Annotated in this window: 22 protein-coding genes; 4 read left to right on the plus strand and 18 right to left on the minus strand. The window is 40.0% G+C overall.

Annotated elements, in window-relative coordinates:
• Window positions 1-150: 150 nt before the first annotated feature.
• From ACJ9PY_RS16020 to ACJ9PY_RS16040, 5 genes are all read right to left on the minus strand, one after another.
• The gene (locus ACJ9PY_RS16020) at window positions 151-1236 is read right to left on the minus strand and encodes a GerAB/ArcD/ProY family transporter (RefSeq protein ID WP_411738563.1); all 1086 of its coding nucleotides are present in this window, start codon (window positions 1234-1236) and stop codon (window positions 151-153) included.
• A gap of 13 nt (window positions 1237-1249) precedes the next feature.
• Window positions 1250-1483 (minus strand): hypothetical protein, encoded by a 234-nt coding sequence (locus tag ACJ9PY_RS16025; RefSeq protein ID WP_063590757.1) that lies wholly within the window; start codon window positions 1481-1483, stop codon window positions 1250-1252.
• Between the two features lie 6 nt (window positions 1484-1489).
• Window positions 1490-2677 carry a Ger(x)C family spore germination protein gene (locus ACJ9PY_RS16030; protein ID WP_411738564.1) on the minus strand — a complete coding sequence of 396 codons (1188 nt, stop codon included), beginning with the start codon at window positions 2675-2677 and terminating at the stop codon, window positions 1490-1492.
• A 25-nt stretch (window positions 2678-2702) separates the two neighbouring features.
• Window positions 2703-4301, minus strand: a complete 1599-nt coding sequence (locus ACJ9PY_RS16035) for a spore germination protein (protein ID WP_411740293.1) — start codon at window positions 4299-4301, stop codon at window positions 2703-2705.
• Between the two features lie 710 nt (window positions 4302-5011).
• Window positions 5012-5365, minus strand: a complete 354-nt coding sequence (locus tag ACJ9PY_RS16040) for a GNAT family N-acetyltransferase (RefSeq protein WP_057277857.1) — start codon at window positions 5363-5365, stop codon at window positions 5012-5014.
• A 550-nt stretch (window positions 5366-5915) separates the two neighbouring features.
• Between ACJ9PY_RS16040 and ACJ9PY_RS16045 the strand changes: the two genes are divergently transcribed.
• From ACJ9PY_RS16045 to ACJ9PY_RS16055, 3 genes are all read left to right on the plus strand, one after another.
• The gene (locus ACJ9PY_RS16045) at window positions 5916-7028 is read left to right on the plus strand and encodes an endospore germination permease (protein ID WP_106027827.1); all 1113 of its coding nucleotides are present in this window, start codon (window positions 5916-5918) and stop codon (window positions 7026-7028) included.
• A 126-nt stretch (window positions 7029-7154) separates the two neighbouring features.
• Entirely contained in the window at window positions 7155-7730 is a 576-nt protein-coding gene (locus tag ACJ9PY_RS16050) for a membrane-spanning protein (RefSeq protein WP_275727615.1), read from the plus strand.
• Between the two features lie 20 nt (window positions 7731-7750).
• Entirely contained in the window at window positions 7751-8326 is a 576-nt protein-coding gene (locus ACJ9PY_RS16055; RefSeq protein WP_034307807.1) for a hypothetical protein, read from the plus strand.
• Between the two features lie 919 nt (window positions 8327-9245).
• Here ACJ9PY_RS16055 and ACJ9PY_RS16060 read toward each other — a convergent pair.
• Both ACJ9PY_RS16060 and ACJ9PY_RS16065 read right to left on the minus strand, forming a co-directional pair.
• Window positions 9246-9716, minus strand: coding sequence for an endolytic transglycosylase MltG (locus tag ACJ9PY_RS16060; protein ID WP_057277853.1), 471 nt, complete (start codon window positions 9714-9716; stop codon window positions 9246-9248).
• The gene (locus tag ACJ9PY_RS16065; RefSeq protein WP_222619893.1) at window positions 9706-10086 is read right to left on the minus strand and encodes a hypothetical protein; all 381 of its coding nucleotides are present in this window, start codon (window positions 10084-10086) and stop codon (window positions 9706-9708) included. The genes ACJ9PY_RS16060 and ACJ9PY_RS16065 overlap by 11 nt, the downstream gene beginning before the upstream one ends.
• A 483-nt stretch (window positions 10087-10569) precedes the next feature.
• Between ACJ9PY_RS16065 and ACJ9PY_RS16070 the strand changes: the two genes are divergently transcribed.
• On the plus strand, window positions 10570-11016 hold the full coding sequence (locus ACJ9PY_RS16070; RefSeq protein WP_411738565.1) for a DUF5392 family protein: 447 nt from the start codon (window positions 10570-10572) through the stop codon (window positions 11014-11016).
• Between the two features lie 180 nt (window positions 11017-11196).
• Here ACJ9PY_RS16070 and ACJ9PY_RS16075 read toward each other — a convergent pair whose 3' ends face one another.
• From ACJ9PY_RS16075 to ACJ9PY_RS16125, 11 genes are all read right to left on the minus strand, one after another.
• The gene (locus tag ACJ9PY_RS16075) at window positions 11197-12228 is read right to left on the minus strand and encodes an aromatic ring-hydroxylating oxygenase subunit alpha (protein ID WP_063575797.1); all 1032 of its coding nucleotides are present in this window, start codon (window positions 12226-12228) and stop codon (window positions 11197-11199) included.
• 63 nt (window positions 12229-12291) lie between these two features.
• Window positions 12292-13734 carry an aldehyde dehydrogenase family protein gene (locus ACJ9PY_RS16080; protein ID WP_411738566.1) on the minus strand — a complete coding sequence of 481 codons (1443 nt, stop codon included), beginning with the start codon at window positions 13732-13734 and terminating at the stop codon, window positions 12292-12294.
• Between the two features lie 115 nt (window positions 13735-13849).
• Window positions 13850-15280 carry an amino acid permease gene (locus ACJ9PY_RS16085; protein ID WP_411738567.1) on the minus strand — a complete coding sequence of 477 codons (1431 nt, stop codon included), beginning with the start codon at window positions 15278-15280 and terminating at the stop codon, window positions 13850-13852.
• Between the two features lie 58 nt (window positions 15281-15338).
• Window positions 15339-16520 (minus strand): Glu/Leu/Phe/Val family dehydrogenase, encoded by a 1182-nt coding sequence (locus ACJ9PY_RS16090; RefSeq protein ID WP_063575794.1) that lies wholly within the window; start codon window positions 16518-16520, stop codon window positions 15339-15341.
• Between the two features lie 51 nt (window positions 16521-16571).
• A complete protein-coding gene (locus tag ACJ9PY_RS16095) occupies window positions 16572-18236 on the minus strand; it encodes a thiamine pyrophosphate-dependent enzyme (RefSeq protein WP_411738568.1) in 1665 nt (554 codons plus the stop codon).
• A gap of 79 nt (window positions 18237-18315) precedes the next feature.
• Window positions 18316-19812: a sodium:solute symporter family protein gene (locus ACJ9PY_RS16100; RefSeq protein WP_411738569.1), complete on the minus strand. Its 1497-nt coding sequence runs from the start codon at window positions 19810-19812 to the stop codon at window positions 18316-18318.
• Window positions 19812-20003: a DUF3311 domain-containing protein gene (locus ACJ9PY_RS16105; protein WP_057277949.1), complete on the minus strand. Its 192-nt coding sequence runs from the start codon at window positions 20001-20003 to the stop codon at window positions 19812-19814. The genes ACJ9PY_RS16100 and ACJ9PY_RS16105 overlap by 1 nt, the downstream gene beginning before the upstream one ends.
• Window positions 20004-20089: 86 nt before the next feature.
• On the minus strand, window positions 20090-21064 hold the full coding sequence (locus ACJ9PY_RS16110) for a hydroxyacid dehydrogenase (RefSeq protein ID WP_411738570.1): 975 nt from the start codon (window positions 21062-21064) through the stop codon (window positions 20090-20092).
• A 188-nt stretch (window positions 21065-21252) separates the two neighbouring features.
• The gene (locus ACJ9PY_RS16115) at window positions 21253-23187 is read right to left on the minus strand and encodes a sigma 54-interacting transcriptional regulator (protein WP_411738571.1); all 1935 of its coding nucleotides are present in this window, start codon (window positions 23185-23187) and stop codon (window positions 21253-21255) included.
• Window positions 23188-23832: 645 nt separating this feature from the next.
• Window positions 23833-24267, minus strand: coding sequence for a general stress protein (locus ACJ9PY_RS16120; protein ID WP_063575789.1), 435 nt, complete (start codon window positions 24265-24267; stop codon window positions 23833-23835).
• 80 nt (window positions 24268-24347) lie between these two features.
• Entirely contained in the window at window positions 24348-25595 is a 1248-nt protein-coding gene (locus tag ACJ9PY_RS16125) for a glutamate-5-semialdehyde dehydrogenase (protein WP_411738572.1), read from the minus strand.
• Window positions 25596-25618 lie beyond the last annotated feature (23 nt).

Genomic DNA, 25618 nt, shown 5'->3' on the forward strand with positions numbered 1-25618 from the left:
TTATATATTGTTATATTAAAACATCAGCTTTCTTTAGTCAATGTATTTGTCAGAATATTTTATTTACTCGATTTCCATGTCCCATCAAAATTTTCATGGTAAATTTTTTCCAGATGTAAGTAATGTCCACCTGAACAAGTGACGCCCCCCTTACCTTCCCCTAATTTTCCCAACTGTTAATAATAACAATGGCATAATAAAACAAATCGTTAAGGATAATGGTGTCCAAGCTGTAGCCATAAAGTTTTGATAATGCACAAGATCGGGATGCGAAAAAATAGTAAACGTGAGAATTAGAAAAGCTAATGGGAATAGAAGTATTTTGTAATTTTGCAGTCCCATCAATTGTGCTAGTCCCAAGGCTAGTCCATAAAAGCATATGGTCAACTTAAAATACTCTGTAAAAACCCAAATAAAGGCCACTATGACCTCGACCCTTTCAAAAAAATTACCAATGCTTATCCTCATCCCCAATTTATAAGAAGGATACGTCAATCTCGCTGTATTATCAGCACCCAATACAAGGATACTGAAAAGGATCACTAAGAAAAGAACGCCGCCACCTAACAAAGTCCCTAAATAAAAGTTTTTCTTCACTTTAGCCTTTTCGTTTACATATGGAGTGATCATTAAAAAGAAAACAAGCTGAACATAAGGCAGAGCTAAAGAGTAATATGATCCCCTCAGTATCGGTTTCATGCCTTCTTCAAATATAGGTTGCAAATTTTCGAATTTGATATCTGGGATAAGAAATACGAATAATATGAAAAGCAGCAGAACAAGCCAAGGAAAAAAGATTAATGCAGTCCGGCAGATAACTTCCAATCCTAGCCGTGCACCGAATAAGCTTGTTAATATAAACAAGATCATAATCATTTCCATAGGTGTCTCAACCAGAACCTGTGTTGAAAAAAAATTCCCAATTTCACTAAGTAACGCTGAAGAAAGGTAATATAAATAAAATAGGAATAGGAGTGCAGAGATCTTACCGATCCATTTCCCAAATATTTTTTCATTAACTTCTATATAAGTCATGGATGGGTAAAGTGATGCGAGCCGGGTAAATAAGAAAACGAAACATAAACCGATGACAGTAGCTAAGATATAGGCAATCCAGCCATCCTGTTTTGCTAACGAAACAAGTACGGAAGGTAAAGTAAGTATCGCTCCTCCAATGGTGAATATGATGACCATTATAAGAAATTCACCAGAGCTGATTTTTCCTTTTTCAAGCATATTCCATTCCTCCCTAGGATAAAATGCGATCCATGAAATGAGCGAGTGGACTATATATTTTCGTTATCCAGTCTATAGGAGTGGGAATGGTAATATCCTTGATTATTAAAATACTCAACGTCATGCCAATTAAAAGCAATAAAATAAAAATGACAATTTCCTTCCAGCATTTCTTTTTAATAAGAGGGGGTATTTCGAAAAATGAAATAATAGCTCCGGTACAAACTGTTCCAATAATTGCCCACATTGGTCTTTACTCCTCAATTTCTTTTTGAAAAGAATCTGATATCGTCCCTAAATTGCGAATCTTTGCAGTAACGGTTACATTCACGTTCAAATTTGCGAATTCCTGGTCCCAATTTCCTTGTAAACGCTTCCATGCTTTGGGATCGGTTCTATGAATTTCGTCACCAAAACCGAAGATGTCACTTTGATACTTCTCTTGAAGCGTATTTATCGATCCTTCTATTTTATCCTTAATGTCTTTTGCGTATCTTTTATTCAATTCTTCGATTTTTTCCGGTTTAGTTAAATCGATTGTGCATTCTACTTCACCTATACTCCCTTCTGACGTGACATTTATATCAATTTTTGGATTTCCTTTTTCCATTTTCCCCTTGATTTTCGTTTTTGTACTAGTCGTGTTGACCGTAATTTGCTCACCTTCACATGGGATATTTACCGCGGTGGACTTAACATGATCTGTAATGTAACTAACACCTTTACTATCGTTCCTGTTTAACCAGCCGACAAGTTTATCCTTCTTGAATACTCCAAGATAATCCAAACGCAAGCCGGATTTCGGGGAGATATTTTGTGCATTCGTAACATTGCTTCCGGATTCGGGATCACCATAAACTAGAATCCCCGTTAGCATGGCCTGCCTGCCTTTGCTGACGATACTGCTGACCAGCTCATCCAAAGTGACCGTCCTTGTCGGCGCCCATCTTTTCTCTGAATTTTCCAAAGAGTTAAAAATTTTATTTGCCGGTATTTTTTCAAGGGCTGTTTGCACATTAAGCGTTTCATAAGCAGTTGTCCCCTTCGCAACAGTCATATAGAAATCCGAACGCAACTCCTTATGCCGGGAAAGGACATCCAGAGGTTTTGCAATTCCTGCTCTGGCCATTTCCTCACCAAAGACAATTTCACGAAGATGTGCGACATATAACCTCCTTGGTACATCAGTTGATAGGCTTCTAATTGCTTCAAAAATGGTGGCACCGCTTTTCCTGAAGGTTACAACCTCCGTGCGGCCAGACCGGGCATCACCTGCCAGCTCACTCGAATTTAGAACTTGGACGGTTACAAGATACCCCTCTTCCGTTTTATCAATTCCCATGGCAGTAACGATAGAAAGTTCGTTCAACTCAGTGCTGCTCCAACAGCCGGATAAACAAATTATAGGTAACATTAAGAATACCTTTAGCATTTTTTTCATCGTAAACCCTCATAATCTCATCATTTTAACTAGGTGGTTTCGGAGAACTGACATCTCCTCTGTCTGTATCATTTTTACTGATCAATCGGGGCCGCTTTAATAATGACCAATGTGGCATACGAATGATGTTGTCTTTTTGATCTTGTAAAATGAATGGTGCATTTGGAGCTAAATATGGTAAACCAAAAGATCGTATGCTATTTAAATGCAGGACCATCACGATCAGCCCCAAAATGATCCCGTATAATCCAAATGTAGCGGCAAGGATCATAAACAAGAATCGAAGCATCCGAAAAGCCATGGCCATACTATTGGCTGGGAACACAAAGCTGCAGATGGCTGTTAAGGACACGATGATAACCATTGTTGCCGAAACGAACCCTGCTTCGACAGCAGCCTGTCCAATAACTAATGCACCTACGATGGAAATGGATGAACCGATTGCCCTAGGCATCCTCACACCTGCCTCACGCAAGATTTCAAATACTACCTCCATCAGCATCGCCTCTACAAAGGCTGGAAAAGGAACACCCTCTCGCTGTGAGGCTAGACTTATCAGTAAAGGAGTAGGAAGCATTTCTTGATGAAAGGTTGAGACAGCAATATAAAGTGACGGTGTAAGCAAAGCAAGGAAAAAGGATAAATACCGTAATACTCGAATTAATGTTGCAATGTCTGCCCGTTGATAATAGTCTTCACTGGACTGGAAAAAATGCACCATCAGTGCTGGAACGACTAGGACAAACGGAGTTCCGTCAATTAGTATCGCAATCCTTCCTTCTAAAATGGCAGCGGCTACAGCATCAGGACGTTCCGTATTATAAACGGTTGGAAAAGGAGTGTATACTTCATCCTGAATAAGCTCTTCAATGTAACCACTCTCAAGAATCGCATCTATATTGATTCGATTTAGCCGGCTTTGCAATTCTGAAACCGTTTTATCATCGGCAATACCTTTTAAATACATAATCGCTACGTCTGTTTGCGTTTTTTCACCAATCTGTTTTGTCTCAAGCCATAGTTTAGGATCTTTTATTCTCCGTCGTATTAAAGCAGTATTTGTACGCAGCGTTTCAGTGAACCCATCCTTTGGTCCTCTTACTACTGTTTGAGAGGAAGGTTCCTGAACTCCACGATCGGCCCAATCCCTTGAGCCGATCGCCATTCCTTTTGGGGAGCCGTCCATCAATAACATCGTGTCTCCCGATAAAACATGGTTGAAAAGCTTTTGAAACTCTGTTATTTCCACTATTCCCCCTACAGGAAGAGTATGTGATTTTATCATTTCAAAACAATCAGGTACCGCTACGTCCAAGGCCGAATTCCGAATTTCAACCATCAAAGTGTCGAGGATGAAATCTTGGATGGAAGCTGAATCCGTTAATCCATCTGTATAAATGATGCCTAACTTAATTTCCCCATTTTTACCTGCTTGAAAATCCCTTATAACTATGTCTGAACTATTTCCTACCGTTTTCTTAATATGGTCTAAATTAAATTGAAGGTCAGAGGATATAAGTTTTGTTTCATGTTTCTTTGAGTCCTTACTTCTGTTTTGGGATGTAACTGGATTTTGGTTTTGATTTTTAGTTTTGCTGGAGTTTGGATTTTCGCTTTGATTCAGGTCTTCTTGTTGTTTTTTATTTTTCACCGATTGTTTATCTTCAATTAACTTCCTCAATGGGATAGGAACTCGAGATTTCAATGCTAACCCCCTCATAACCAAAAGCTTGTTAAAATTAGGTTTTCACCTTCGCTGCAATTATATCCAGGTATGTAAAATAAATCGCTGTGCAAAAAACATTATATACATGATAATCTTTTATCAAAATTTCACTTTTTCCCTTAAATCCACGATTGTTATCAACCACTTCCCGCCATCTTTTCAAACTCGGAAAAAATTTGCCTTTTAAAAGCAATTCGGCAGGGTGCACAATCTAAATCAAATCCATTGGAAATTATGTATAAAAGCATTCTATGAGTAAATGCATAGATTGCCAATATTCGCATAATCCATTCTTGGACTAAATTGAGAGAAAAAGGGATGGTTTAGAGCAAAAAAAACCCTGCAGATTTCCACAGAGTTTTTAAAAGCTTTCAACTAATTTTTGGATGGCAAGAATTAGGGAGTAAAGAACTTTTTCCTTCAACTTGTTTTCATTCCAAGTATATTAATACCTGTTTTTTCCAAACTCAACTTCATAATTGTTTTGTCCCCATTTTCCCAACACTCTTGAAGTCGCAACATTTCATTTCCGGTACATATGTACGATAAAAAGACTACGCCCAATAAGTCCTCTTCCCCATCCTAATATGGGTGACAAGGCGCCGATTTCAAGCTTCCAATGTAATATATTCAGCTCCTTGTTCTTTTGCCCAATTATGTATATAACTGAGCAGATTATATCCAAGGCCACTAGGACGATGATTTACATCAGTAACCAAATCTTGTACATAAACATAGCGTTCATTATATGAATCTTCACGCCAGCTAATACCTGCTAATGCTACAATGCTTGTATCATGATATAAAGCAAATAACCGTTTACCCTCCTTACGCATATCATTTAATAAATCTAGATATTCCTTTAAAGTCAAATCTGTACGTAACTGACTCAATATAGGAAAAGCCTGTAAAAATTGATGTTCTACAGTTAACTCCACTATATTTTCCACTGGTATTTTCATACTAATTTCTCCTAACATTTTAAGTTTAACCGCTTCGCCTTGCCCTTTATGAATCCGGATTAAGTTTCTGACATTTAAGCCTATCAAATATGCTTGATAACCTAGAGCTTAAATATTTTTCAATATGTCCAACAGTTCCTCTTCCTTTCTGCAAATATTAGATATACCAATAAATCATTTGCAAGAATTGTGCCATATCAAAGGAAATGTACACGTTCAGTGCAATTAATATCTTCCAGGAAAGTTAAGAAGGTCCCTATCAAGTACTAGGAGGAATTACTGAAAAATTAGGCCATAGTTAAAACAATATACGGTTCCTAAACCATTAAAGTTCGGGACTAAGGAATTAAATTACTTTCACTTGGACAGTAATTCTATGATTGTATAGTAGAGCTACATCAGTAAAAAGGCAGAAAATTCGCGACCGATTGATGTAACGGGGGTGGATTGTTGAAGATAGGCAATTGATGTCCGTGTGAATAACTTGAACAAGAATAGCCAAAAATAAGGAGTATTAAGAAGGAAGGAACAAACAAATAGGTGAAAAATAATGCCTGGTAGTTTCAAAATTTCATCACATCAATTGATGATTTTAATCCTCTTGTATTCGGTAGGAACGGTTATTTTACATACTCCTTCTCCTTTAGCTGGTTTTGCAAAGCAGGATGCGTGGCTTGCTGCATTATTTGGAACAGGAATCGCATTAATTTTTGTATGGTTTTACATCAGGGTTGGAAATTTATATCCTGATCTCGCTTTAGATCAAATAAATGAAAAGGTTTTCGGTAAGTTAGTCGGAAAGATGATCAATCTCACATTTTTCTTCTGGTCTTTTTCAACTGCTGCCGAGACCACTTATTATGTGGGGAATTTCATTAAAACTTTTTGGATGCCGGATACTCCTCTTGTAGCTTTAAATATTTTGTTAGCTGCAGTAGTGATCTTTACAGTCCACCTTGGTTTTGAAACTTTTACACGCACTTTGGAAATATTCTTCATTCCCGTATTACTATTACTGACTATTTTTTTGGTTTCCATCATTCCTCAAGCAAACATTCAAAACATTCAGCCAGTATTTGAAGGAGGCGCTAAACCCTTAATACGGGCGATACTTTTTTATGTCAGCGTGTTCACGCTGTCCCCTGTTATGTTTTTAATGATTTTCCCTTCAAAAGTCAATGAAAGAAAAAAAGGGGGAAAAGCTTTTTATATTGGCACTCTGATCGGAGGAATCATATTAATTCTGGTTATCATGCTGGATATCTTGGTTCTTGGACCCGATAACACCGCAAGAAATATTGCTCCAAGTTACACGATGGCAAAAAAAATAAATGTAGGGAATTTCCTAATGCGGATCGAAGCAGTAATTGCCACTATTTGGATTTTTACAACCTATACGAGGACGGTTATGTATTTTTATGTTTCGGTTGTCGTATTTTCAAACATTTTCAATATAAAAGATTATCGGCCATTTAATACAGCTTTAGGGATGATAATGGTTTTTTATTCATTGATTGTTTTTCCGACGGTCTCTTCATCCGGGGAATACAATAAAAATATATGGTTATTCCATGCAGCGGCTTTTGGTCTGGTCATGCCTTTATTATTGTTTATAACGGCTAAATTTAGAAACATCTTTAAAAAGCACCATGGTAGCCAATAATAATGTGATCATATACTGAGTGAGTTGGAGAGTTTAAAAAGAACGTCATAAAAATACTCCAAATAGTCATTTTTTCCGGGTTCAATCTGCTCGATTGGATGATCGTAATGAATATTTACGAATGAGGTGAGTATATTGAAACATAAAATAATCATTATTTTTAGTTTGGTATTTATAGCATTCATGACTGGGTTACTCATCTTTTACCTCAAAAAAGATGACTCTTCCCGATGGATGGTAGCTCTTGGGGGAATATTGGTAAGTGCCTTGCCCATTTCATTACTGTTTGTAAAAAATAATCCCTTTAACATTCCAATCATAATCGGCTATTATGTTTTTGTTTTCTGTACGACATTTTTAGGGTCCATCGCAAATTTTTATGTTGATTTTAAATGGTGGGACTCTGGACTTCACTTCTACAAAGGCATCTTCGTGGGTTTTGTAGGGATTGCCCTTTATAAACTATACATCCCTCAAAAAGCGAGAAAAGATGTTTCTAGGTGGGTCATTTTCCTTTTTGTTCTTTCACTTTCAGTCACTTCCACTGTTCTTTGGGAAATATATGAGTTCGCCGGAGATCTCACTTTTACTCATACCATGCAGCGAGGCGGTAACAAAGATACCATGTACGATATAATTTTCGGACTAACCGGCGGCCTGCTCATTTCCATTTATTCTAGTGTACAAAAATTAAAATTATGATGATTTGTTGAGGTAATCATATGAATCGTAAGCTAGTTATTTCATTAAGTTTAGTGTATGTACTTTTCATGGGGGCTTTATCTATTTATTACTATACAGCCGATGAAACTTTCAAATCACTGGTTTCGATAGGCGGTGTGGTATGTGGGGCAATTCCCCTTTCTCTGGCCTTATTTACCAAGCTTCAATTCAATTTGCCAATTATCATTTCCTATTTGATCTTCTTATTCGGTTCACAATTTTTAGGATCTATTTTAGGTTGGTATGGACTGGGATGGTGGGACACATTTTTGCATTTGTTAAGCGGTTCCCTTCTTGCTTTTACGGGAATTGCTTTATATGAACGATTGGTATACAGAAATGCAGGCAAAGAGATTTCCCCTTGGTTTGTCTTTTTGTTTACCCTTTCTTTCTCGGCACTTGGTGGTGTCATATGGGAGATCTACGAATTTAGTTCTGATCAATTATTCGGAATGACACTTCAAGGCGGGGGAAATAAAGATACAATGATCGATTTAATCGCGGATACGATTGGAGGACTTATCATTGCAGTGTGGGCTGGAGTGCGGACAAAGATTAAGTTAAAAAAAATATAAAAAAGCATGCGAAACTATTTAAGGTTGATTGGAGTGGAAGTGCGAGACTCCTGCGGGAGCAGCGGGACAGGTGAGACCCCACAGGCGTTTACGCCGAGGAGGCTCACCGCCCGCCCCGCGGAAAGCGAGCATCTGGAGGGGAAATCAACCACAACTCACTACCTGGTATATTGCAACAAAGTATGGGAAAACAGCCATTTTAAAAAACGTTCCAGTTGATTTCAGGTGCCTGATCCCTTTTCGCCGACTGTCTGTCAAGCCTTCTCTACGCAAGCGTCTCCGGGGTCTCGGCTAGCCAGTTATTCGGCAGGAGTGTCGCAAATTTCTTCAATCTAATGAGGTTTCTTTCTATTTAAATGAATAAAAAGTCATGGTGTATAACCAAGTCTGTTTTAAAATTATGGTATCATTTCCCTCAGAAAAATCGTGAAAGGGATTCGGATAAGACCATTCACCCCTATTTTGCGAATTAACTGAGACCACCATATTCCATTATAGGTCTTTTTATTTTAAAGGCTCTTTTCGTAAAGAGTTTTTAATACGAAACTATTTAAGGTTGATTGGGGCGGAAGTGCGAGACTCCTGCGGGAGCAGCGGGACAGGTGAGACCCCACAGGCGTTTACGCCGAGGAGGCTCACCGCCCGCCCCGCGGAAAGCGAGCATCTGGAGGGGAAATCAACCACAACTCACTACCTGGTATATTGCAACAAAGTATGGGAAAACAGCCATTTTAAAAAACGTTCCAGTTGATTTCAGGTACCTGCTCCCTTTCCGCCGACTGTCTGTCAAGCCTTCTCGACGCAAACGTCTCCAATCAACCTCCAAATTTGTACAAGCAAAAAAACTGTAGACAAACTCGATGAAAATCGAGTTTGTCTACAGTCTGAAACGACCATCTTACCGATGGTCATTTTTATGTTATTTAAATATGATGGAAATTATTTTTTCCGTCGTCATCGCACTATCCACCACATATGTTCCAGGTCGTAATCCGTTGGCCTTGCCCTTCTTTTCAACCGCGTCGGAAAACTCATTGGCATTTTTGATGACTTTTGCTTTTTGCAGGTTTTTACCCACATCGATGCTTGTCGAGCCTTTAGACACAGTAAGAACTGTACGGTATATGATTTTTTCCGTTGGTTCTTTTACCGTTTCTTTTTCCGCCTCCGCCTTATCTTTAACCGACTGTGCTTCAGCAATCTGATCTTCCCATTCTTTTTCGGAATGTATGACATACCCTTCTGAAGCCAGAGACTCTTTCATTTCATCTTCTGATAGTTTCTCAGACGTGCCGGTCGCTTCACCTGGACCAAAGAAGTACACTGCACCGCATAAGCCTGCGGCAACAACAAGGCCTCCGGCAAAGCTGCGCATTGATTTAGATGTCATTGGCCACATTTCTCCTTTCATTCGTCGTTTTCATGTAAGGAGTAAGCATCCGTTCTATTTCTTCTTCCGGCTGTTTTGTCTTAAGTGCGATGCTTTCAAATGAATAGCCTCGCTTATGTAGGTCGAGTACTTCACGCAACATGTTTCGCTTTTCGGAAGACATTGCCAAAATGCCTGCCTCTTGCACCGTAATTTCAGCATCTATCTCGATGTTCCTGATTTTTTCCTGTAATACATTCATTTCATCCCCAAAAGTGCTGGCAATCTGTTCCAATTGACTGTCCACTTTTACAGAGTCCTTTTTAATAAACGATAAAATGAACAGTAATACTGCTGCAGCGAACAAAATGATCAGAGCCCATTCCATCATTCTATGTCCCTCCTTAATCTTTGAATCTACTATCTCGCCTTCTAATTATATATTGATTTGTTCCAAAACTCGATTTAAAAGTACTAAATACCACATTAGTCACGTAATTATGACAAAAAAAGGCGCGGGAAGGTCATCCATAACTATAAATAATGAAAAAACGAAAAATAAAACTTCCATTTGAGGACCATTTTACCATAATTCATTCATCATTCATACCACTATTGGTTTATTAAGGTAAATGATCTGTATTTCGACTCCTCATACTTCAAAAATTTTTTCAACACATATAACAGGCCATTCCATTGATCATCCACATGTGTCACTGCGTTTACTTTTCTCTCAAAAAGGTCCAAGAGTATATTAAATGACAAACATGTTTCCAAACGATAAGATATATATAGGTTCCTTTTCCTATTTCATTAATAAATACGATTTTACAGTGCCATATATTTATTGGTGCAAGATAATAAGGAGGAAACAATGAATATCAAAATAAATAATATACCCGGTTTCATGCAAAACGAAATCGAACAACTTCAATTAAAGTTGTCCCCCTTGTTGAAGAAAAATATGAAATACGGTTTTTTTTCAACGGTGATGATAGGCTTTTCCATCATTAATCTTTTTTTTCTCTTATTTAAGAACGACTCTTTACCCATTTCGAAAATCGCACTTGGAATCTATGCATTGGTGGGAGCTGTTGGATTTGCCTTATTAAAAGAAAACAAACACAACCAAAGAGAAATAGTGAAAATGAGTCAAAAATATATGTTGGAGAGAATCAAAAAAAGCAACTATTTAACAGATGCCAGAAAAAACAACTACATTAAACGAGTAAATGAGCATCCGCTTACTGCCATGAATGTTTTTTTTGAGTTTCTTGCTGAAGAACAACAATGGAAGAACAAATCCTCCCACTCCGAATAAATAAAAGGAAGTTCGCAAATTCCATAACAAATAAGGCAAAAAAGGCGGCACAAAAAAACAACTCAACCAGTATGCTCCGGTAAACTGCCGAATCACACTGGTTGGTTGCTTAGGTTTTTTCATTTACAAATTCTCCATGAACGTTCCTTTTTTAGTGCATTCCAATAGCGAGCTCAGTGGTTAGTTCTGGAGCTTATTTTCAATGAGTTCATGAAAATAGACTGCAGCATGTTCTGTTGGAGAAAAGATTCCATTTGTAAATGCCTCGGAACTTAATCCTTTTTGCAGTTTTTCCACTAGATCAAAATCTTCCTGCCGTACTTGATCAACAAATTTAAAATATTCTTCTTTTTCTATGGTTGTTTTTTCATCTAAGGAATAATCCCGATAAATACCTAACGACGTCACAGCATCAACGGGAATTACTTGAATGGTATTCACGTTTCCGTCTCCTGGATATACGTTAATCATCATATTTGGCCAAACCCAATAAAAACGCGCTTGGTCCCCTTCGCCATTCTTGCTTGCTGTCATATATTGATAGGTGAATTTGTCATGTGTCGTTGTGCAAAAGTTTGCTAAATCAAAGGATTTAGCAAAGCCAGGATGAGCAATGGAACAATGATCACATTCAAGGTAATTGTCAACAACGGCCTTCCAATTAGCTTTTACCACACGACGGGTTTCCCTAACTAGTTTCAGTGAATCAAAGAATGGATACTCTTTCATTTCCTCTAAAAATTCCCGATATGCTTCTGCCATAGGGGGTGCATTTTTGTCAAGATTGACAAAAATCATGGCATTCTGAACTTCTATGCGAATGGATTTCATACAGCTGTGTATCCCCAGCTCATTCGTTTTAAAATTAGGGGCTCTATTTACACTTCCATCTAATTTGAACGTCCATCCATGGTATCCGCATTGTAAAATTTTCTTATTTCCTTTATCGGCGTTTTCTACTTTCATTCCGCGATGAGGGCAAATATTGTAGAAAGCACGCAGTTCACCATCGGTCCCGTGAGAAACGATAATAGGCTCTCCGGCGATATCCAATGTCATGAAATCGCCTACCTTTTCCACTTGGCTTGCATGCCCCGCCAAAATCCAACTCTTTCTGAAGATCTTTTTGCTTTCTTCATTGAATACCTCTGGATCGACATACCGTGAATAAGGCAGTGTTGGGCTGAACTGTACATTTTCTTTCGTGGACATTTTGAAATCCCCTCCTGTTTTTGATCTAATTTACAAGTTTAAAAACGCTTAATTCTATTTTAGTTATATCCGATCCATATAGACTGTCTTGACTTCTGTATAGAATTCAACGGCACTCTTCCCTTGTTCACGGCTGCCCGCACTTGAACTTTTACATCCGCCAAATGGCATTTGCGGTTCGGTTCCTGCCGTTTCCGAATTGACATGAACAAGACCCACTTCAACATCTTCAATAAACCGTTGAGCCAATGTTAAATTGTTTGTACAAATTGCTGCGCTCAATCCATACTCTGTATCATTTGCCATCTTAACTGCTTCCTCATAATTTCCAGCCTTAAAAAGGGCGATGACTGGTCCGAAGATTTCTTCACGTGCAATGCGGGCATGTTGAGGAACATTTTCAAAGATAGCCGGCAGGACATAAAAACCATTCGCCAATTCCGCTTCTGCCGGGATCTCCCCTCCGCATAAAAGTGTAGCTTCTGATTTCCCAACATCGATCATTTCAAGCACGCCATCGCGTTGTGATTTAGATACAGCCGGACCTATATATGTTTCTTCGTTGAGCGGGTTGCCCACTTTTAATTCTTTCGTACGTGCGACAAGCCGTTCCCGGAACTCTTCATAAATTCCTTCCTCCACAATCACCCGGCTAGTGGCTGTGCATTTTTGCCCTGTGGATTTAAAAGCTCCGCCTATAGCTATTTCCACTGCTTTTTCAAGATCAGCATCGGCGAGGACGACAAGCGGGTTTTTCCCTCCCATTTCCGCTTGCACTTTCTTTCCATGTTCAATGGCTTGTTTTTGAATTTGCTGACCTACTTGATTCGAGCCCGTAAAAGATATAGCCTTCACATCAGGATGTTCCACTAATGCAGCACCAATGACGGAACCCCTTCCGAATACACAATTGATGACACCGGGCGGAAGACCCGCTTCATCAAATGCCTTTAGCACATGATGGACAGACTTAGGTGTAAGATCAGCAGGTTTAATCACGACTGTATTCCCGTAAATCAGGGCCGGCGCCAATTTCCATACAGGGATGGCGATAGGAAAGTTCCATGGTGTAATCAAACCCACCGGACCGAGCGGCGTGCGGGTAGTATATAAAAATGTATTGGCATTGGCTGAAGGAATTACTTCCCCGAGTGGCTGCCGAGCTTCAGCAGCATAATATTCAAGTATGCTGGCAGCCCGATTGGCTTCCCCCATCCCTTCCAAGAATGTTTTCCCTTCTTCCTTTATCAAATCTTGACCTACTTCCTGCATGTTCTTTTTCAAAATATCAGCTACTTTTTGCAAATATGAAGCACGTTGCTGAAACGAAAGTTTTTTCCATAAAGGGAATGAACTTTTCGCGGCTGCCACTGCATCATGTAAATCAGCCGCCGCACTAGATGGAAATTCTCCTAAATTTTCACCATCATGGGGACTAAGATTTTCTCTATACTCCCCTGTAGTGGGTTCTTTCCATTTTCCATTAATATAATTTAAGTAACGCATACTATTTCCTCCGTATTCTATTATTCTACTTCTCTAAGTTATAGGTTTTGCTTTTAACTGCACTTCTAAATGAATCTTAAACGACCGTATTCTTATATCTTGCATATAATAATCACTATTGAATAAAATCATTGGTCTGTTCAGTTGTTAAGGCTGGCACCTCGACGTTCCTTCGCGCATATCTGAAATAGTAAAATATATAGCAAGCAACGACGAAGCCCAATCCCCAATACAACGAAGTTCGCTGTGTCGGATCATAAGCGGTGAACACGAAAATACCTAGACACATAATGATGCAGAGAATCGGGGCAAACGGGAAAAAAGGTACTCTAAACTTCAGATTTTCAACCTTTCCGCCTGCTCTGATATACTGCTTGCGGAATCTGTACTGTGCGAACGCAATCGCCATCCAAGTAAGCACCCCTCCAACCCCGCTTATGGAAAGCAGCACAACGAATAACGTTTCTTCCGCTACTACACTAGTAAGCAGAGACAGCAAGGCAAAGACCATGGTGACTAGTAAGGCGTTCATAGGTACACCGCGCCGATTGAGCTTTCCAAATGAAGAATGTGCCATACCGTTTTGAGAAAGGGAGAAAAGGATTCTTGTACAAGCAAACAGACCCGTGTTTCCTACAGAGAGGACCGCTGTCAAAATTACGAAATTCATAATGTCTGCTGCATAAGGAATGCCTACCATTTCAAACACGGTAACAAATGGACTTTCCAGTACACCGACTTCTTTCCAAGGAACGATGGCCGATAGAACAAAGATTGCCAGTACATAGAAAAGCAGCACACGTATTACGATGTTTCGAATCGCTCTCGGAATGCTTTGTTGCGGGTTTTCCGTCTCTCCTGCTGCAACACCCATGATTTCCGATCCCTGGAAAGCATATACGACTGTCATCATCGATATGAAAACACCAGTGAACCCTGTAGGAAATAGTCCATCTCCTATAAAATTGGAAAGGAACGGGGCAGGTTGTGCATCCTCCATATGAATCAATCCAAACATCGCTGCTGCACCGATAATTATGAAGAGAATGACGGCAAGCACTTTAATCCCGGAGAACCAATACTCGGTCTCTGCAAAACTTCGCGTAGTCAATGCATTTATAATGAATAAAAGGACCGTAAATATCACACACCATATCCATACTGGTATATCGGGAAACCATCTGGTCATGAGCAAACCGGCCGCTACAAATTCCAGGCCTACGTAAAGAGCCCAGCTTAGCCAGTAAATCCAGCCAATGACAAATCCAGTGGCGGGACCAATAAATTTCGTTGCATGGACCTGAAAGGAACCGGACACCGGCATCACTACCGATAATTCACCGAGACAAATCATCGCCAAGTACATTAATAAACCACCGACCAAATAGGCAACAATCGCTCCTAAGGGTCCAGCTTCACCGATTGCATATCCTGATCCCAGGAAAAGACCTGTTCCAATTACCCCACCTAAGGAGAGCATGAATAAATGTCTGCTCTTCATTGAACGCTGTAATTCTTTTGGCTGATTTTCATCTTCTGTTTGCATGAATTCCCCCCCGTTCCTGATTGATAAACTGCCTGAACACTTTCATGATTAACACAAGTTAACGAGAGTTCCCCGATAACGCTTCGGAAGGCACTGCATATTCCGGCAAGTCGCTGATTGTCGGTTTAAATATTTCATAAGCTACTTCTCTTTGATATTTTTTTTGTTTTTTTGCTTGAGTAAACAAATGATACGTATTTTTCCTGCATAGTTTTTCTATATCATCGACGACAGCTTGTGGATTTGGTTTAATCAGTCCGAAAATAACCGCATCATAAAATCTTATCGCCCCCAGGTTGGCAACGAAATCATTGACAACATCTATTCCTCTCTGTCTTATGATTTCGTCTCCCTCGGGAGAAAGGGGAATGTTTGCCGCCTCCACAATCAAGCTCGCTTTTACGCTTTTGGCATTGGATATGTGGATGACATCCTCCAATGCGGACGGAATTAAAATGTCGCAATCTATGTCGAGCCATTCCGTGTTGGGCCTTACATCATAATGCGGTTCAAAAAAGGCTTTATCCATTTCCCCGTACATATTCTTATGATCAATGAGCTTTTGGACATCCAATCCTTCGTCACATGTAACCAAAAGGGCTGCATCGGAAATTCCCACAACTTTATAACCTAACTGGAACATTTTCAATGCGCAGCTTGCCCCTACACAGCCGAATCCTTGAATGACAACTCTTGCTCCACCTTTTCCGTTTTTAAATTTCCATGCCTCATCTGCGGAGAAAGCCACACCATAGCCTGTTACGACATCGTTTAAAAACAACCCGTCGATTTTTGTCGTCAACAGTTCATCGAAATCTTTTATCCCTTGCAGAACATTCGGATTCTGCTTCATTGATTTCGTTAGGGGGATATCAATGCCAAATTCATTAAATATTTTGAGTACATCTTCATATTTGGTACCTAAATCACTGCCTAACGATACCCCTATATCTATATAAGGCATCATCGCAATCAGAAATCTTCTTAACACTGCATATGCGTCTGGCGCTTTATAATCATAGGCAATGCCCGCTTTACAACCGCCAGTCGTCTCAGACTCACAGGCTACATACTTATAAGCCATCGCCTCGGCCAGCCTTTCGACCTCTTCTCTTGTAACTGTTGGGTGCATTCTTGTACCGCCGCCTGTGTATCCTTTTACAAAGTTATGGACAACCAGCCAGCCTTTAGCATCTGTTTCCGTATCATTCCATTCAACAACTATATATGGTTTTAACATCTATGATACCTCCCTTACATACCTTTTATTGGGTCCTGCTAACTTCCAAAGTTAATTATTAGACATTAACTTTTCGTATACTTCCTTCTTGTCCTGGCCTACAGATAGAATCTTTGGATTTACTGCAACTTCTATTACAGACGGCAGCCCTGAAGTAATCGCCCGTTGCAGCGCTGGCGCAAAATCAATATTTTTTTCAACCTTTTCACCATGTGCCCCAAATAAGCGGGCCAATCCAGCAAAATCAGGATTAGATATGTCAGTTCCAACAGCCCGGTTTGGAAAATGCCTTTCTTGATGTGCTCGAATTGTTCCGTAAATATTGTTGTTCACAACAATTGATATGGTCGGAATTTTATACCTTACAGCGGTTTCAATCTCTTGGAGAGTCATCATGAAGCCACCATCCCCCGAAATAGAAACAACATGTTTGTGAGGCTGCGCCAGTTTTGCCCCAATAGCAGCAGGCAGTCCATATCCCATTGCACCCGACGTTGGCCCCACGTATGTGTTTTCTTGTTCAAAACGATAATATCTTGATAGCCATCCAAAAAAGTTGCCTGCATCATTTGTAATGATGGTATCCTTCGGCAGACAGACAGCCAGATCATGCATCAATCCGTCCATATCCACGAAATCCTCTGTGTAATCGGCCTTCGGTTCAGAAAATTCCATATATTTATCGTGCAATTCTTTTAGATGATCTTCGCCTGAAATAAAAGATCCTGATTCTGGCGCTTGCAGTGCTTGTTCCAAAAAGCTCTTGGCATCCGCTTCAATGGCAAGAGAAGGAGCATACACTTTACCAAAAATATCGGGACAAATATCCACATGGATCAGCTTTGAATTTTTGGAAAGCAAGGTGTAATCTTGTGTTCCTACTTGAGAGAATCGTGTCCCTAATGCCAAAACTACATCTGCATCCCGGATTGCATCAAGTAAATATTGAGATGTCCCAAATCCAAGCCACCCTGCATAGCAAGGATGTGAGTTCGGAAACGCGTCAAACCGACGGAAAGCTGTAACGACAGGAAGTTTCATTGCCTCCGCAAACTGTACAAGCAACCTGTTGGCCTTAGCATGAATCACACCTCCGCCAGCAATCAATACGGGGCGCTCCGCGTTTCGTATCGTATCCATCGCCTGCTTCACATCTTCCATATGTGGTTGAGGAGGAAGCGAGCGATATGAAGGGTTCATGTTCAACTCTGCCTCGTCTTCCAACATGTCATGCGGCAAAGCCACTAATACAGGGCCAGGACGCCCCGATCTCGCAATATGGAAAGCCCGTTGCAATAATTCCGGGATTCTTTCCACACGATCGATCTCTACCGTCCATTTACATAAATGACTGAAAAAACCCGTCAAATTCACTTCCTGGAATGCTTCCTTTTCTTTAAAAGGGCGTTCGACTTGGCCAATAAGCGCAATCAAAGGGGTTGAATCCTGAGCAGCAGTATGAATGCCGATAGCTAAGTTTGTAGCACCCACTCCACGCGTTGCCATACAGACCCCCACCTCTCCTGAAGCCTTGGCATACCCTTCCGCCATAAAAGAGGCACCTCCTTCATGCCTTGCGGAAATAAGTTCTATTTCAGGATGTTGGTATAGTGCATCCATTACACTAAGATAACTTTCACCTGGTACACAAAAAGCTTTTTTTACCCCTTCTTTAGCCATTACTTCTACGACTGCTCTTCCTCCACTGACTTTCATAATCAAGCCTCCCGCTTTCGAAAACGTGTTTTTATTCTATTAATCTATGATTATATGAATATTGGATTGATTCCCACTGTCATTTAACAAGCTTTTCCATTCCTGAAGCCTGTTTAATATCTTCTTTCATCCCAAATGAAGTTTTTCTAGTAACTGCACTCACTCCTAAAGTTACTGCGATGTTGATGAATAATACAGCTAACCCTACATCAAGATCTTGTATGGCTTGCGGCAGAGATGGAAATAATGTAGCAAGTGTCGTACCTGATGTAGTCGAGTATACAACAATTAGAATTCCAACGATCATGCCGGCAAATGCTCCTTGAACCGTGACAGGATTCTTTTTCCACAAACTGAAAAATAGTGCTGGAAACAACTGTGCCATGAAGCTATATGCCATAAGATACAAGGTAAAAATCGACTCCCCGCCATTGAACGTAAAATATAGAGTCACTATAGAAATGACAGGTACTAACATCCTGCTCAATCTTTGTAGCTGGTCATCCGATGTATTCGGCTTCCATACCTTATATACATTTTTTGAAAGTATCGTGGCCGTAGCCGTCAAAACGAGTGAACTGGGAATAAGGGCGGCCATTGCCCCTGATGCTCCAATAACTCCTACAAACCAGGGATCAAATGACATCTTCGCCATTTTAAATAAAGCTAAATCTGCTTCTGCTCCCTGTAAATTCGGAACTTGGAGAATCGCAGAAAAACCAATAAATAACGAAAAAATGATGATTATTTGATAAATTGGCATAACCCCAGCATTCCAACGAAGTGATTTCGGACTTTTTGCAGAGAACACTCCCGCTAACATATGAGGAAACATGTAGAATGCCAATGCTGTCATGATCGTAGCTGAAATAAACCAAGAGATACTCAAACCTTGTTCCGGGAAAATCAAAAATCCTTGTTTTGCTGTATCGATTGCTTCAAACATTGGCTGTATACCACCGTAATAATGAAGCGGAAAATAAATCCCCATAAAGACGACAACTGTCAGAATCATGATATCTTTAATGACCGCGGTCCACGCCACTCCATGCATCCCTGAAGCCGTTACATAAATTGTGATTGCAATTACCCCAACAACTATAGCCACATTTGGAGATATGGAACCATAGGAGGTTTCCGATACGATAATACCTAACCCTTTCAACTGCATGATCAGATATGGAATAATTGAAATGACGCTAATTACCGCCACAAGAACACCTAAAGCCGGACTGTTGTACTTTTTGTCATAAAAATCAGATTGAGAAATGACATTATTTTTTTTTGCATATCTCCAAATAGGCGGCAACAGCCAATAGGCGATTACAAAATAGAAGCAATTAAAAGCGTATAAGGCAGGAGGCATACCAGATCGATAAGCTCCGCCGCTCGCCCCCAAAAACGTATATGTCGTAAACATTTCACCTGCTATCAAAAAGAAGAGCAAAAAGCTGCCGAAGCCTCTTCCGCCAATGGCCCATTGTTCCAAACTCATATTTTTACCTTTTCGAGCTTGAAGCCCTAACCAAATACACAGAACCAGAAAGAAAAGGATAACGAGCAGGGCTTCATTCATCAGTCTTCTTCCTCCTCGGTTGCAGGATCAAGTCTATTGGCGATTATCAAAAAAACTGATGTAAGACAGACCCATAATATGGCCCAAAAAAGAACAAATGGCATCCCTAACACATAAGGTTCAATTCGATTGATAACCACTAGCGAGCCAAGTGCCGGTATTGCACTTATCACATAGATTATTTTCTTCATTTGTTCACCATCCTTATCAACAAATGCCAAACTCGAATCTTTCAAACCTCATTTATCAGAAAATACAGATAATCATCTCTGTATGATTACATTGACACTCCTTTAGTTAAAGGCTCATTTACAGCCCAGTTCGGTTTCACCCCAGAAAGAACTTTTTCCACCTGCATCGCGGCATGTACAGCCATGCGTACGGAACCTTCCTTCGTCAAAGCGGCATTATGAGGGCTGACAATCACATTATCCAATTTAAAAAGTGGATTCCATTTATCAGGAGGTTCAACTTCAAATACGTCTATTCCGGCACCGGCAATCTCGCCTGCTTGCAAAGCGTTTACTAGATCAATTTCCTTCACCACACCGCCTCTGGAAGCGTTTACAAAAAAGGAGGAAGTTTTCATCAAGGAAAACTCACGGCTTCCTATTATTCCTTTTGTTGTTTTCGTTAACGGCAGATGCAGACTAATAACATCAGCGTTTCTTAATACCCATTCTAAATCTGTTGCTATCTCCAGCCCAGAATTCGGGCTGGCGGTAACATAAGGGTCGTAGCCAATCACTTTCATATCGAAGCCTTCGGAAGCTTTTTTTGCCAGTATTCTGCCGATTCTCCCCAGTCCGATAATCCCCAAAGTCTTGCCTTCCAAGTCCATGCCAAAAAGTTGATTACGGATAGCAAAATTCCCGCTGCGCAGCTCTTTGTCAGCCAAGCTTAAGTTTTTGGACAAAGATAAAATTAATGCCATTACATGTTCCGCTACAGAATTCGCATTTGCCTCTGGGGTATTTGTTACATAAATGCCACGCTCTGTAGCAGCTTCAATATCAATATTGTCCAAGCCCACTCCATACTTGGCTATTACTTTGAGGTTTTCAGCTGCTGTAATAACTTCTCTATTTATTACAGCCGTTGATCTCGTTAGTACTGCATCACAACCCTTGATTTCTTCCATAAGAATTTCTTGCGACAAATCAGATCCTACTTTAATCTTAAAGCCTTTTTCTACTAAATAACTTTTCCCCTCTTTCTCAATATCTTGAGGAATATACACTAAATGACTCACACATTCCCACCAACCTTTCATGTTAACCTTGAAGGAAAAACCTTTCCTACTACATTGTTTATATACAATTATTGTGCCAACATAAAAAACATCCGTTTATTCAAGAAAGAAGCCAATTCGTTCTCAAATTAAGAGATAAATAAAGTAAACAATTTGTTTCATAATGAATGAATTTGTTTCAATCCGTTTCAATTTGTTTCGATATTCAAATTTTTCATCTTTCTCCATAAAGTCGTCCGACTCATCCCTAACTCAAAAGCAGCTTTTCCTTTGTTAAAATTCACCTTCATTAACGTTTGAACAATTCTTTCACGCTCGGATAAATGTATCCCAGGTGATATATCCATCTCTTCGTTTTGTTCCGAAAGAAGTATTTTCTGATTACTTTTATTCGGAAAATACATTTCGATATCGTACACATCAATTATCTTGTTCTTATAAAGAGCGCATAATCGCTCACAAAAATTTTGCAATTGGCGAATATTCCCTTCCCAATTCCCTTCACTCAGCCTTTTCATGGCAGTTTCAGAAATTTTGATTTGTTTCTGATCCGAATGACCTTTCCGAATAAAGGCATTCACCAATAACGGAATATCTTCTCTGCGTTCCCGAAGCGGAGGCAATACAAGGTCCAGCACACTCAAGCGATAATACAGATCCTCCCGAAAGTCATTACTCTTTACCATTTGCATGAGGTCTTTGTTCGTTGCCGACACTATTCTCACATCAACAGGGATTACTTTATCATCACCGATGCGCATGATTTCACGCTCCTGCAGGACACGCAGCAGCCGGCTTTGCATTTTTGGGGAGATTTCTCCTATTTCATCCAAAAAAATCGTACCTCTATGAGCCAGTTCAAAAAATCCTTGCTTTCCGCCTTTCATGGCTCCCGTGAAAGCTCCTTCTGCATATCCGAAAAGCTCACTTTCCAATAAATTTTCGGGAAGCGCTGCGCAATTAATGGCAACAAATGGGTTATTTTTCCGATTGCTATGATTATGTATGCTTTGGGCGAATATTTCCTTTCCCGTTCCAGTTTCTCCAATTATAAGAATGTTTGAATCCACTTCACTATAACGTTGAGCTGTTTCAATCGTCCTCTTGATTTCCGAACTCCGATACAATATATCATCAAATGTGTACTTTGCCACATGTCCGCGTGAATGAAGCTTTCTAAAGAACTTCCCTTCCATCTCCTGAATGCGGGTAACATCTTGAAAGGCGACCATATCCCCCACTTTTTTACCTTTTAAAAATATCCCGACCTTTTTTACCGATAATTGAATGGATTGGTAAGCAACGGTATCTTTTTCGTATTCATCGTCGCTTAAAAGCATATTACGAAATGTTCCGGGCTTTATTATATCGTATATAGAACTTCCAATTAAGCTCCCCTTGGAAATGGCTAATATCTCCTGAGCGGCCGTATTGAATACGGATATTTGTCCTTTTAAATCTATTGCAATAACCCCTTCATAGGCATAATTAAGAATCGTTTGGTAACGCTTGGTCTTCTCCTGTTCCCTTCTGCTGACAAGAGCTACCCTTTTCGCCTCAATCAACGCCTGCCGAAATGATTCCTTTCCAGTATCAACCAGAATGGCCCCCAACCCTATCTCTTCAGCATATTTACAGGTACTTAACCCACTTAACACAACCTCACAGCCATCTCTGGCGGCTAAATCCACTAAACTGACTGAGGACTCGATATCATTTAATATATAGGACTGAATTGGCAAATCAACGATATCCGAAAGGTTTTCCACGCCATAAATCATATTCAAAGCTCCTATGACGGCCACTTTTTTACTGCCGAAACGTGCCTTGCAATCATGCAGGGAACGAATGAGGTCAATGCCCTGCACAGGAATATCAACGATAGGAATGGATTCATTGCATTCTTTTAATAGTTTCGTGATTAATCCCCTTGAGATGATTACATCGGCATCAAGTTTCAACTTCCCAATCTTATCGGCATCCTCAACTACCTCCTCTAAAACAAACTTCACTGAAACGTTACCACCATTTTCTGATTCTTCCAACTTGTTGAACTCCTCAAATCTTTCAAAAGCATCCGTAATATACCCTTTTCGGGGAACAACGAGTTTTATTTTTATCAAAATACCCACCTCCAGCGTAAAATCAATTTGGTTTATTGGATGTAAGCTCTGGCAACCTGTTATTCTAGCCAGATCAAATAAGGACGAGATATAATAAAGGTAGCTAATACGCCGCAAAAGTTTTCATTTAAAGCCGCGATAAGAAAAGTAATGGCCATAAGTACGATTGAGGTTATTTCTGCATTTTATTAAGATTTTTCATTTTGAAAAATAAAAAACCCTGTTATCCTGGGTTTTTAAGGATTCCGATTGATATTAATTATTACAAAAAGAATGGACATTCAGTCATCTCATTTAAAACTAGAGAACGATTTTTAACATAACATCATCATAATGATCCTTATGGTGAAATTCATCATGCCTCTTTAATTTCTTAAAGGGCGGCTTCCATCTACGTTATTTTCCATAATTCCCCTTCCTTTCACGCTAACAGGACTATATTCCTTTTATTCTTCATACAAATGTGGAATTCCTTTTGATTTTATCGTTAGTGACAATAAAATTAGCCTACAAACAGATTAACCCCGTTCAAGAATCTTGAACGGGGTTTATCAATAAATAAGAGCTGTTTAATTTTGATTTTTTATGGAGTTTAGTTCTCAAACATCATAAGTCTGTTCATTCAAGGTAGTTTTACTTACGAACTTAAAAAGGATCGGCGATGACAAGGATTTTCCCTGCCTTAATATCCTCTAGATATTGATCGGCTTCGGCTTCCTCCAGTCCAATGTCCAATAATGGCTTTCTCAATCCGCCTGCTCCCGATGCTGCCCCGGCTGCGGCTCCGCCAAATGTGGTGAAAATCGGACCCGCTGCCAATATCGGACCTATTCCTGGTACGGCCAATGCACTCATTCCAATAAGCAGGCCTGTCAATCCGACAGCTCCGCCGGCTGCTGCCCCGGCTACTAATCCATCAGTTTTTGCCGGGCTGACTTCCTCTGCTTCAGTTGGTAATTTATCTATGTTTTTTGCCACTACTGATATTTGATCGGATGTATATCCTTGTTCCTTTAAATTTTTGACTGCTGAAGTCGCTTCATTTTCATTATCATATATTGCTATAAACCTCTTGTCCATGGTATCTGCTCCTTTAAAAGTAATGTATTGTACAATACCCTTAATTGAGGTTTAATAACCTTCCATGAAAGAAATGAATTCTATTCCCGGATTTGCCCCTGGCCGTATATGAAGTACTTGCTTGATGTTAAGGCAGGTAAACCCATTGGTCCGCGTGCATGCAGCTTTTGAGTGGAAATGCCGATTTCTGCGCCATAACCGAATTCAAAGCCGTCGGTAAAACGGGTGGAAGCATTGTGATAAACGGCTGCGGCATCCACTTTATTCAAAAATGCGTAAGCATTTTGTTCATCCCTCGTTAGGATTGCTTCAGAATGCTTGGAACCGTATTGGTTTATGTGATCAATGGCATCGGATACACCTTTTACAGTTTTCACGCTGAGTTTTAAAGCCAGGTACTCAGTTGACCAATCTTCCTCCGTAGCCGTTTTCGCTCTCGGAAAGGAGCTGCAAACCGCTTCATCTCCATATAATTCAATACCCTTTTCGTCCAGGAGTTCCAGAATACGCACTCCATTTTCTTCAAACCATTTTTCATGGATCAGAAGCCCTTCAATGGCATTGCATACGGATGGTCGCTGAGTTTTACCGTTTAAGACAATTTTCTCGACCATCGTGATATCTGCGGTCTGATCGATGAAGATATGGCAATTGCCTGCTCCTGTTTCAAGGACGGGGACAGTGGACTCCTTAATCACCGTTTCAATTAAGTTCTTTCCGCCGCGTGGAATCAAGACATCTAAATAGTCATTTAGATGAAAAAGTTCCTTAGCGGTTTCACGACTCGTATCCTCGATCAACTGAACAGCTTCTACAGGGATTTCCGTATTCTCCAATGCTTTATGAATGGAAGAGACTAGTGCGATATTGGAGTATTTGGCTGACGAGCTGCCTCTTAAGATGACAGCATTCCCCGTTTTCAAGGATAATGTAGCTGCATCGATGGTCACATTCGGCCTTGCTTCATAAATCATTCCGATTACCCCGATAGGCACCCGTTGTTTTTTAACCAATAAACCATTCTCTTTTTCAATCGTTTCCAAGCGTTCCCCAATCGGATCATTTAAATCGATTAAAAGCATAATGGCCGCTGCCATGTCATCAATACGGTTACCATTCAACATAATTCGATCTAAGATAGACTCGCTGAGACCTTTTTTCCTGCCATCTTCCAGATCCTTTTGGTTTTCCTTTATCAAAAAATCTTTATCGATAATAAGTTGTTTCGCAATTTTCCCAAGTGCCTCATTCTTTTTTTCCGTACTCAATCCGATTAGCTGATAACTGGCTTTTTTGGCTGCCTTTCCTTTCGCCGTCACTTCACTCATTTCTAAACTCCCCCTTTTTTCTT

This window comes from Peribacillus sp. S4, assembly GCF_046715815.1.
Lineage (GTDB): Bacteria > Bacillota > Bacilli > Bacillales > DSM-1321 > Peribacillus > Peribacillus frigoritolerans.

Excerpts from the sequence above, each read along its gene's own strand:
- ACJ9PY_RS16020 (WP_411738563.1), bottom strand. The coding sequence starts at position 1,236 with ATGCTTGAAAAAGGAAAAATCAGCTCTGGTGAATTTCTTATAATGGTC.
- ACJ9PY_RS16025 (WP_063590757.1), bottom strand. The coding sequence starts at position 1,483 with ATGTGGGCAATTATTGGAACAGTTTGTACCGGAGCTATTATTTCATTT.
- ACJ9PY_RS16030 (WP_411738564.1), bottom strand. The coding sequence starts at position 2,677 with ATGAAAAAAATGCTAAAGGTATTCTTAATGTTACCTATAATTTGTTTA.
- ACJ9PY_RS16040 (WP_057277857.1), bottom strand. The coding sequence starts at position 5,365 with ATGAAAATACCAGTGGAAAATATAGTGGAGTTAACTGTAGAACATCAA.
- ACJ9PY_RS16045 (WP_106027827.1), top strand. The coding sequence starts at position 5,916 with ATGCCTGGTAGTTTCAAAATTTCATCACATCAATTGATGATTTTAATC.
- ACJ9PY_RS16055 (WP_034307807.1), top strand. The coding sequence starts at position 7,751 with ATGAATCGTAAGCTAGTTATTTCATTAAGTTTAGTGTATGTACTTTTC.
- ACJ9PY_RS16060 (WP_057277853.1), bottom strand. The coding sequence starts at position 9,716 with ATGACATCTAAATCAATGCGCAGCTTTGCCGGAGGCCTTGTTGTTGCC.
- ACJ9PY_RS16065 (WP_222619893.1), bottom strand. The coding sequence starts at position 10,086 with ATGATGGAATGGGCTCTGATCATTTTGTTCGCTGCAGCAGTATTACTG.
- ACJ9PY_RS16070 (WP_411738565.1), top strand. The coding sequence starts at position 10,570 with ATGAATATCAAAATAAATAATATACCCGGTTTCATGCAAAACGAAATC.
- ACJ9PY_RS16075 (WP_063575797.1), bottom strand. The coding sequence starts at position 12,228 with ATGTCCACGAAAGAAAATGTACAGTTCAGCCCAACACTGCCTTATTCA.
- ACJ9PY_RS16080 (WP_411738566.1), bottom strand. The coding sequence starts at position 13,734 with ATGCGTTACTTAAATTATATTAATGGAAAATGGAAAGAACCCACTACA.
- ACJ9PY_RS16085 (WP_411738567.1), bottom strand. The coding sequence starts at position 15,280 with ATGCAAACAGAAGATGAAAATCAGCCAAAAGAATTACAGCGTTCAATG.
- ACJ9PY_RS16090 (WP_063575794.1), bottom strand. The coding sequence starts at position 16,520 with ATGTTAAAACCATATATAGTTGTTGAATGGAATGATACGGAAACAGAT.
- ACJ9PY_RS16095 (WP_411738568.1), bottom strand. The coding sequence starts at position 18,236 with ATGAAAGTCAGTGGAGGAAGAGCAGTCGTAGAAGTAATGGCTAAAGAA.
- ACJ9PY_RS16100 (WP_411738569.1), bottom strand. The coding sequence starts at position 19,812 with ATGAATGAAGCCCTGCTCGTTATCCTTTTCTTTCTGGTTCTGTGTATT.
- ACJ9PY_RS16105 (WP_057277949.1), bottom strand. The coding sequence starts at position 20,003 with ATGAAGAAAATAATCTATGTGATAAGTGCAATACCGGCACTTGGCTCG.
- ACJ9PY_RS16120 (WP_063575789.1), bottom strand. The coding sequence starts at position 24,267 with ATGGACAAGAGGTTTATAGCAATATATGATAATGAAAATGAAGCGACT.
- ACJ9PY_RS16125 (WP_411738572.1), bottom strand. The coding sequence starts at position 25,595 with ATGAGTGAAGTGACGGCGAAAGGAAAGGCAGCCAAAAAAGCCAGTTAT.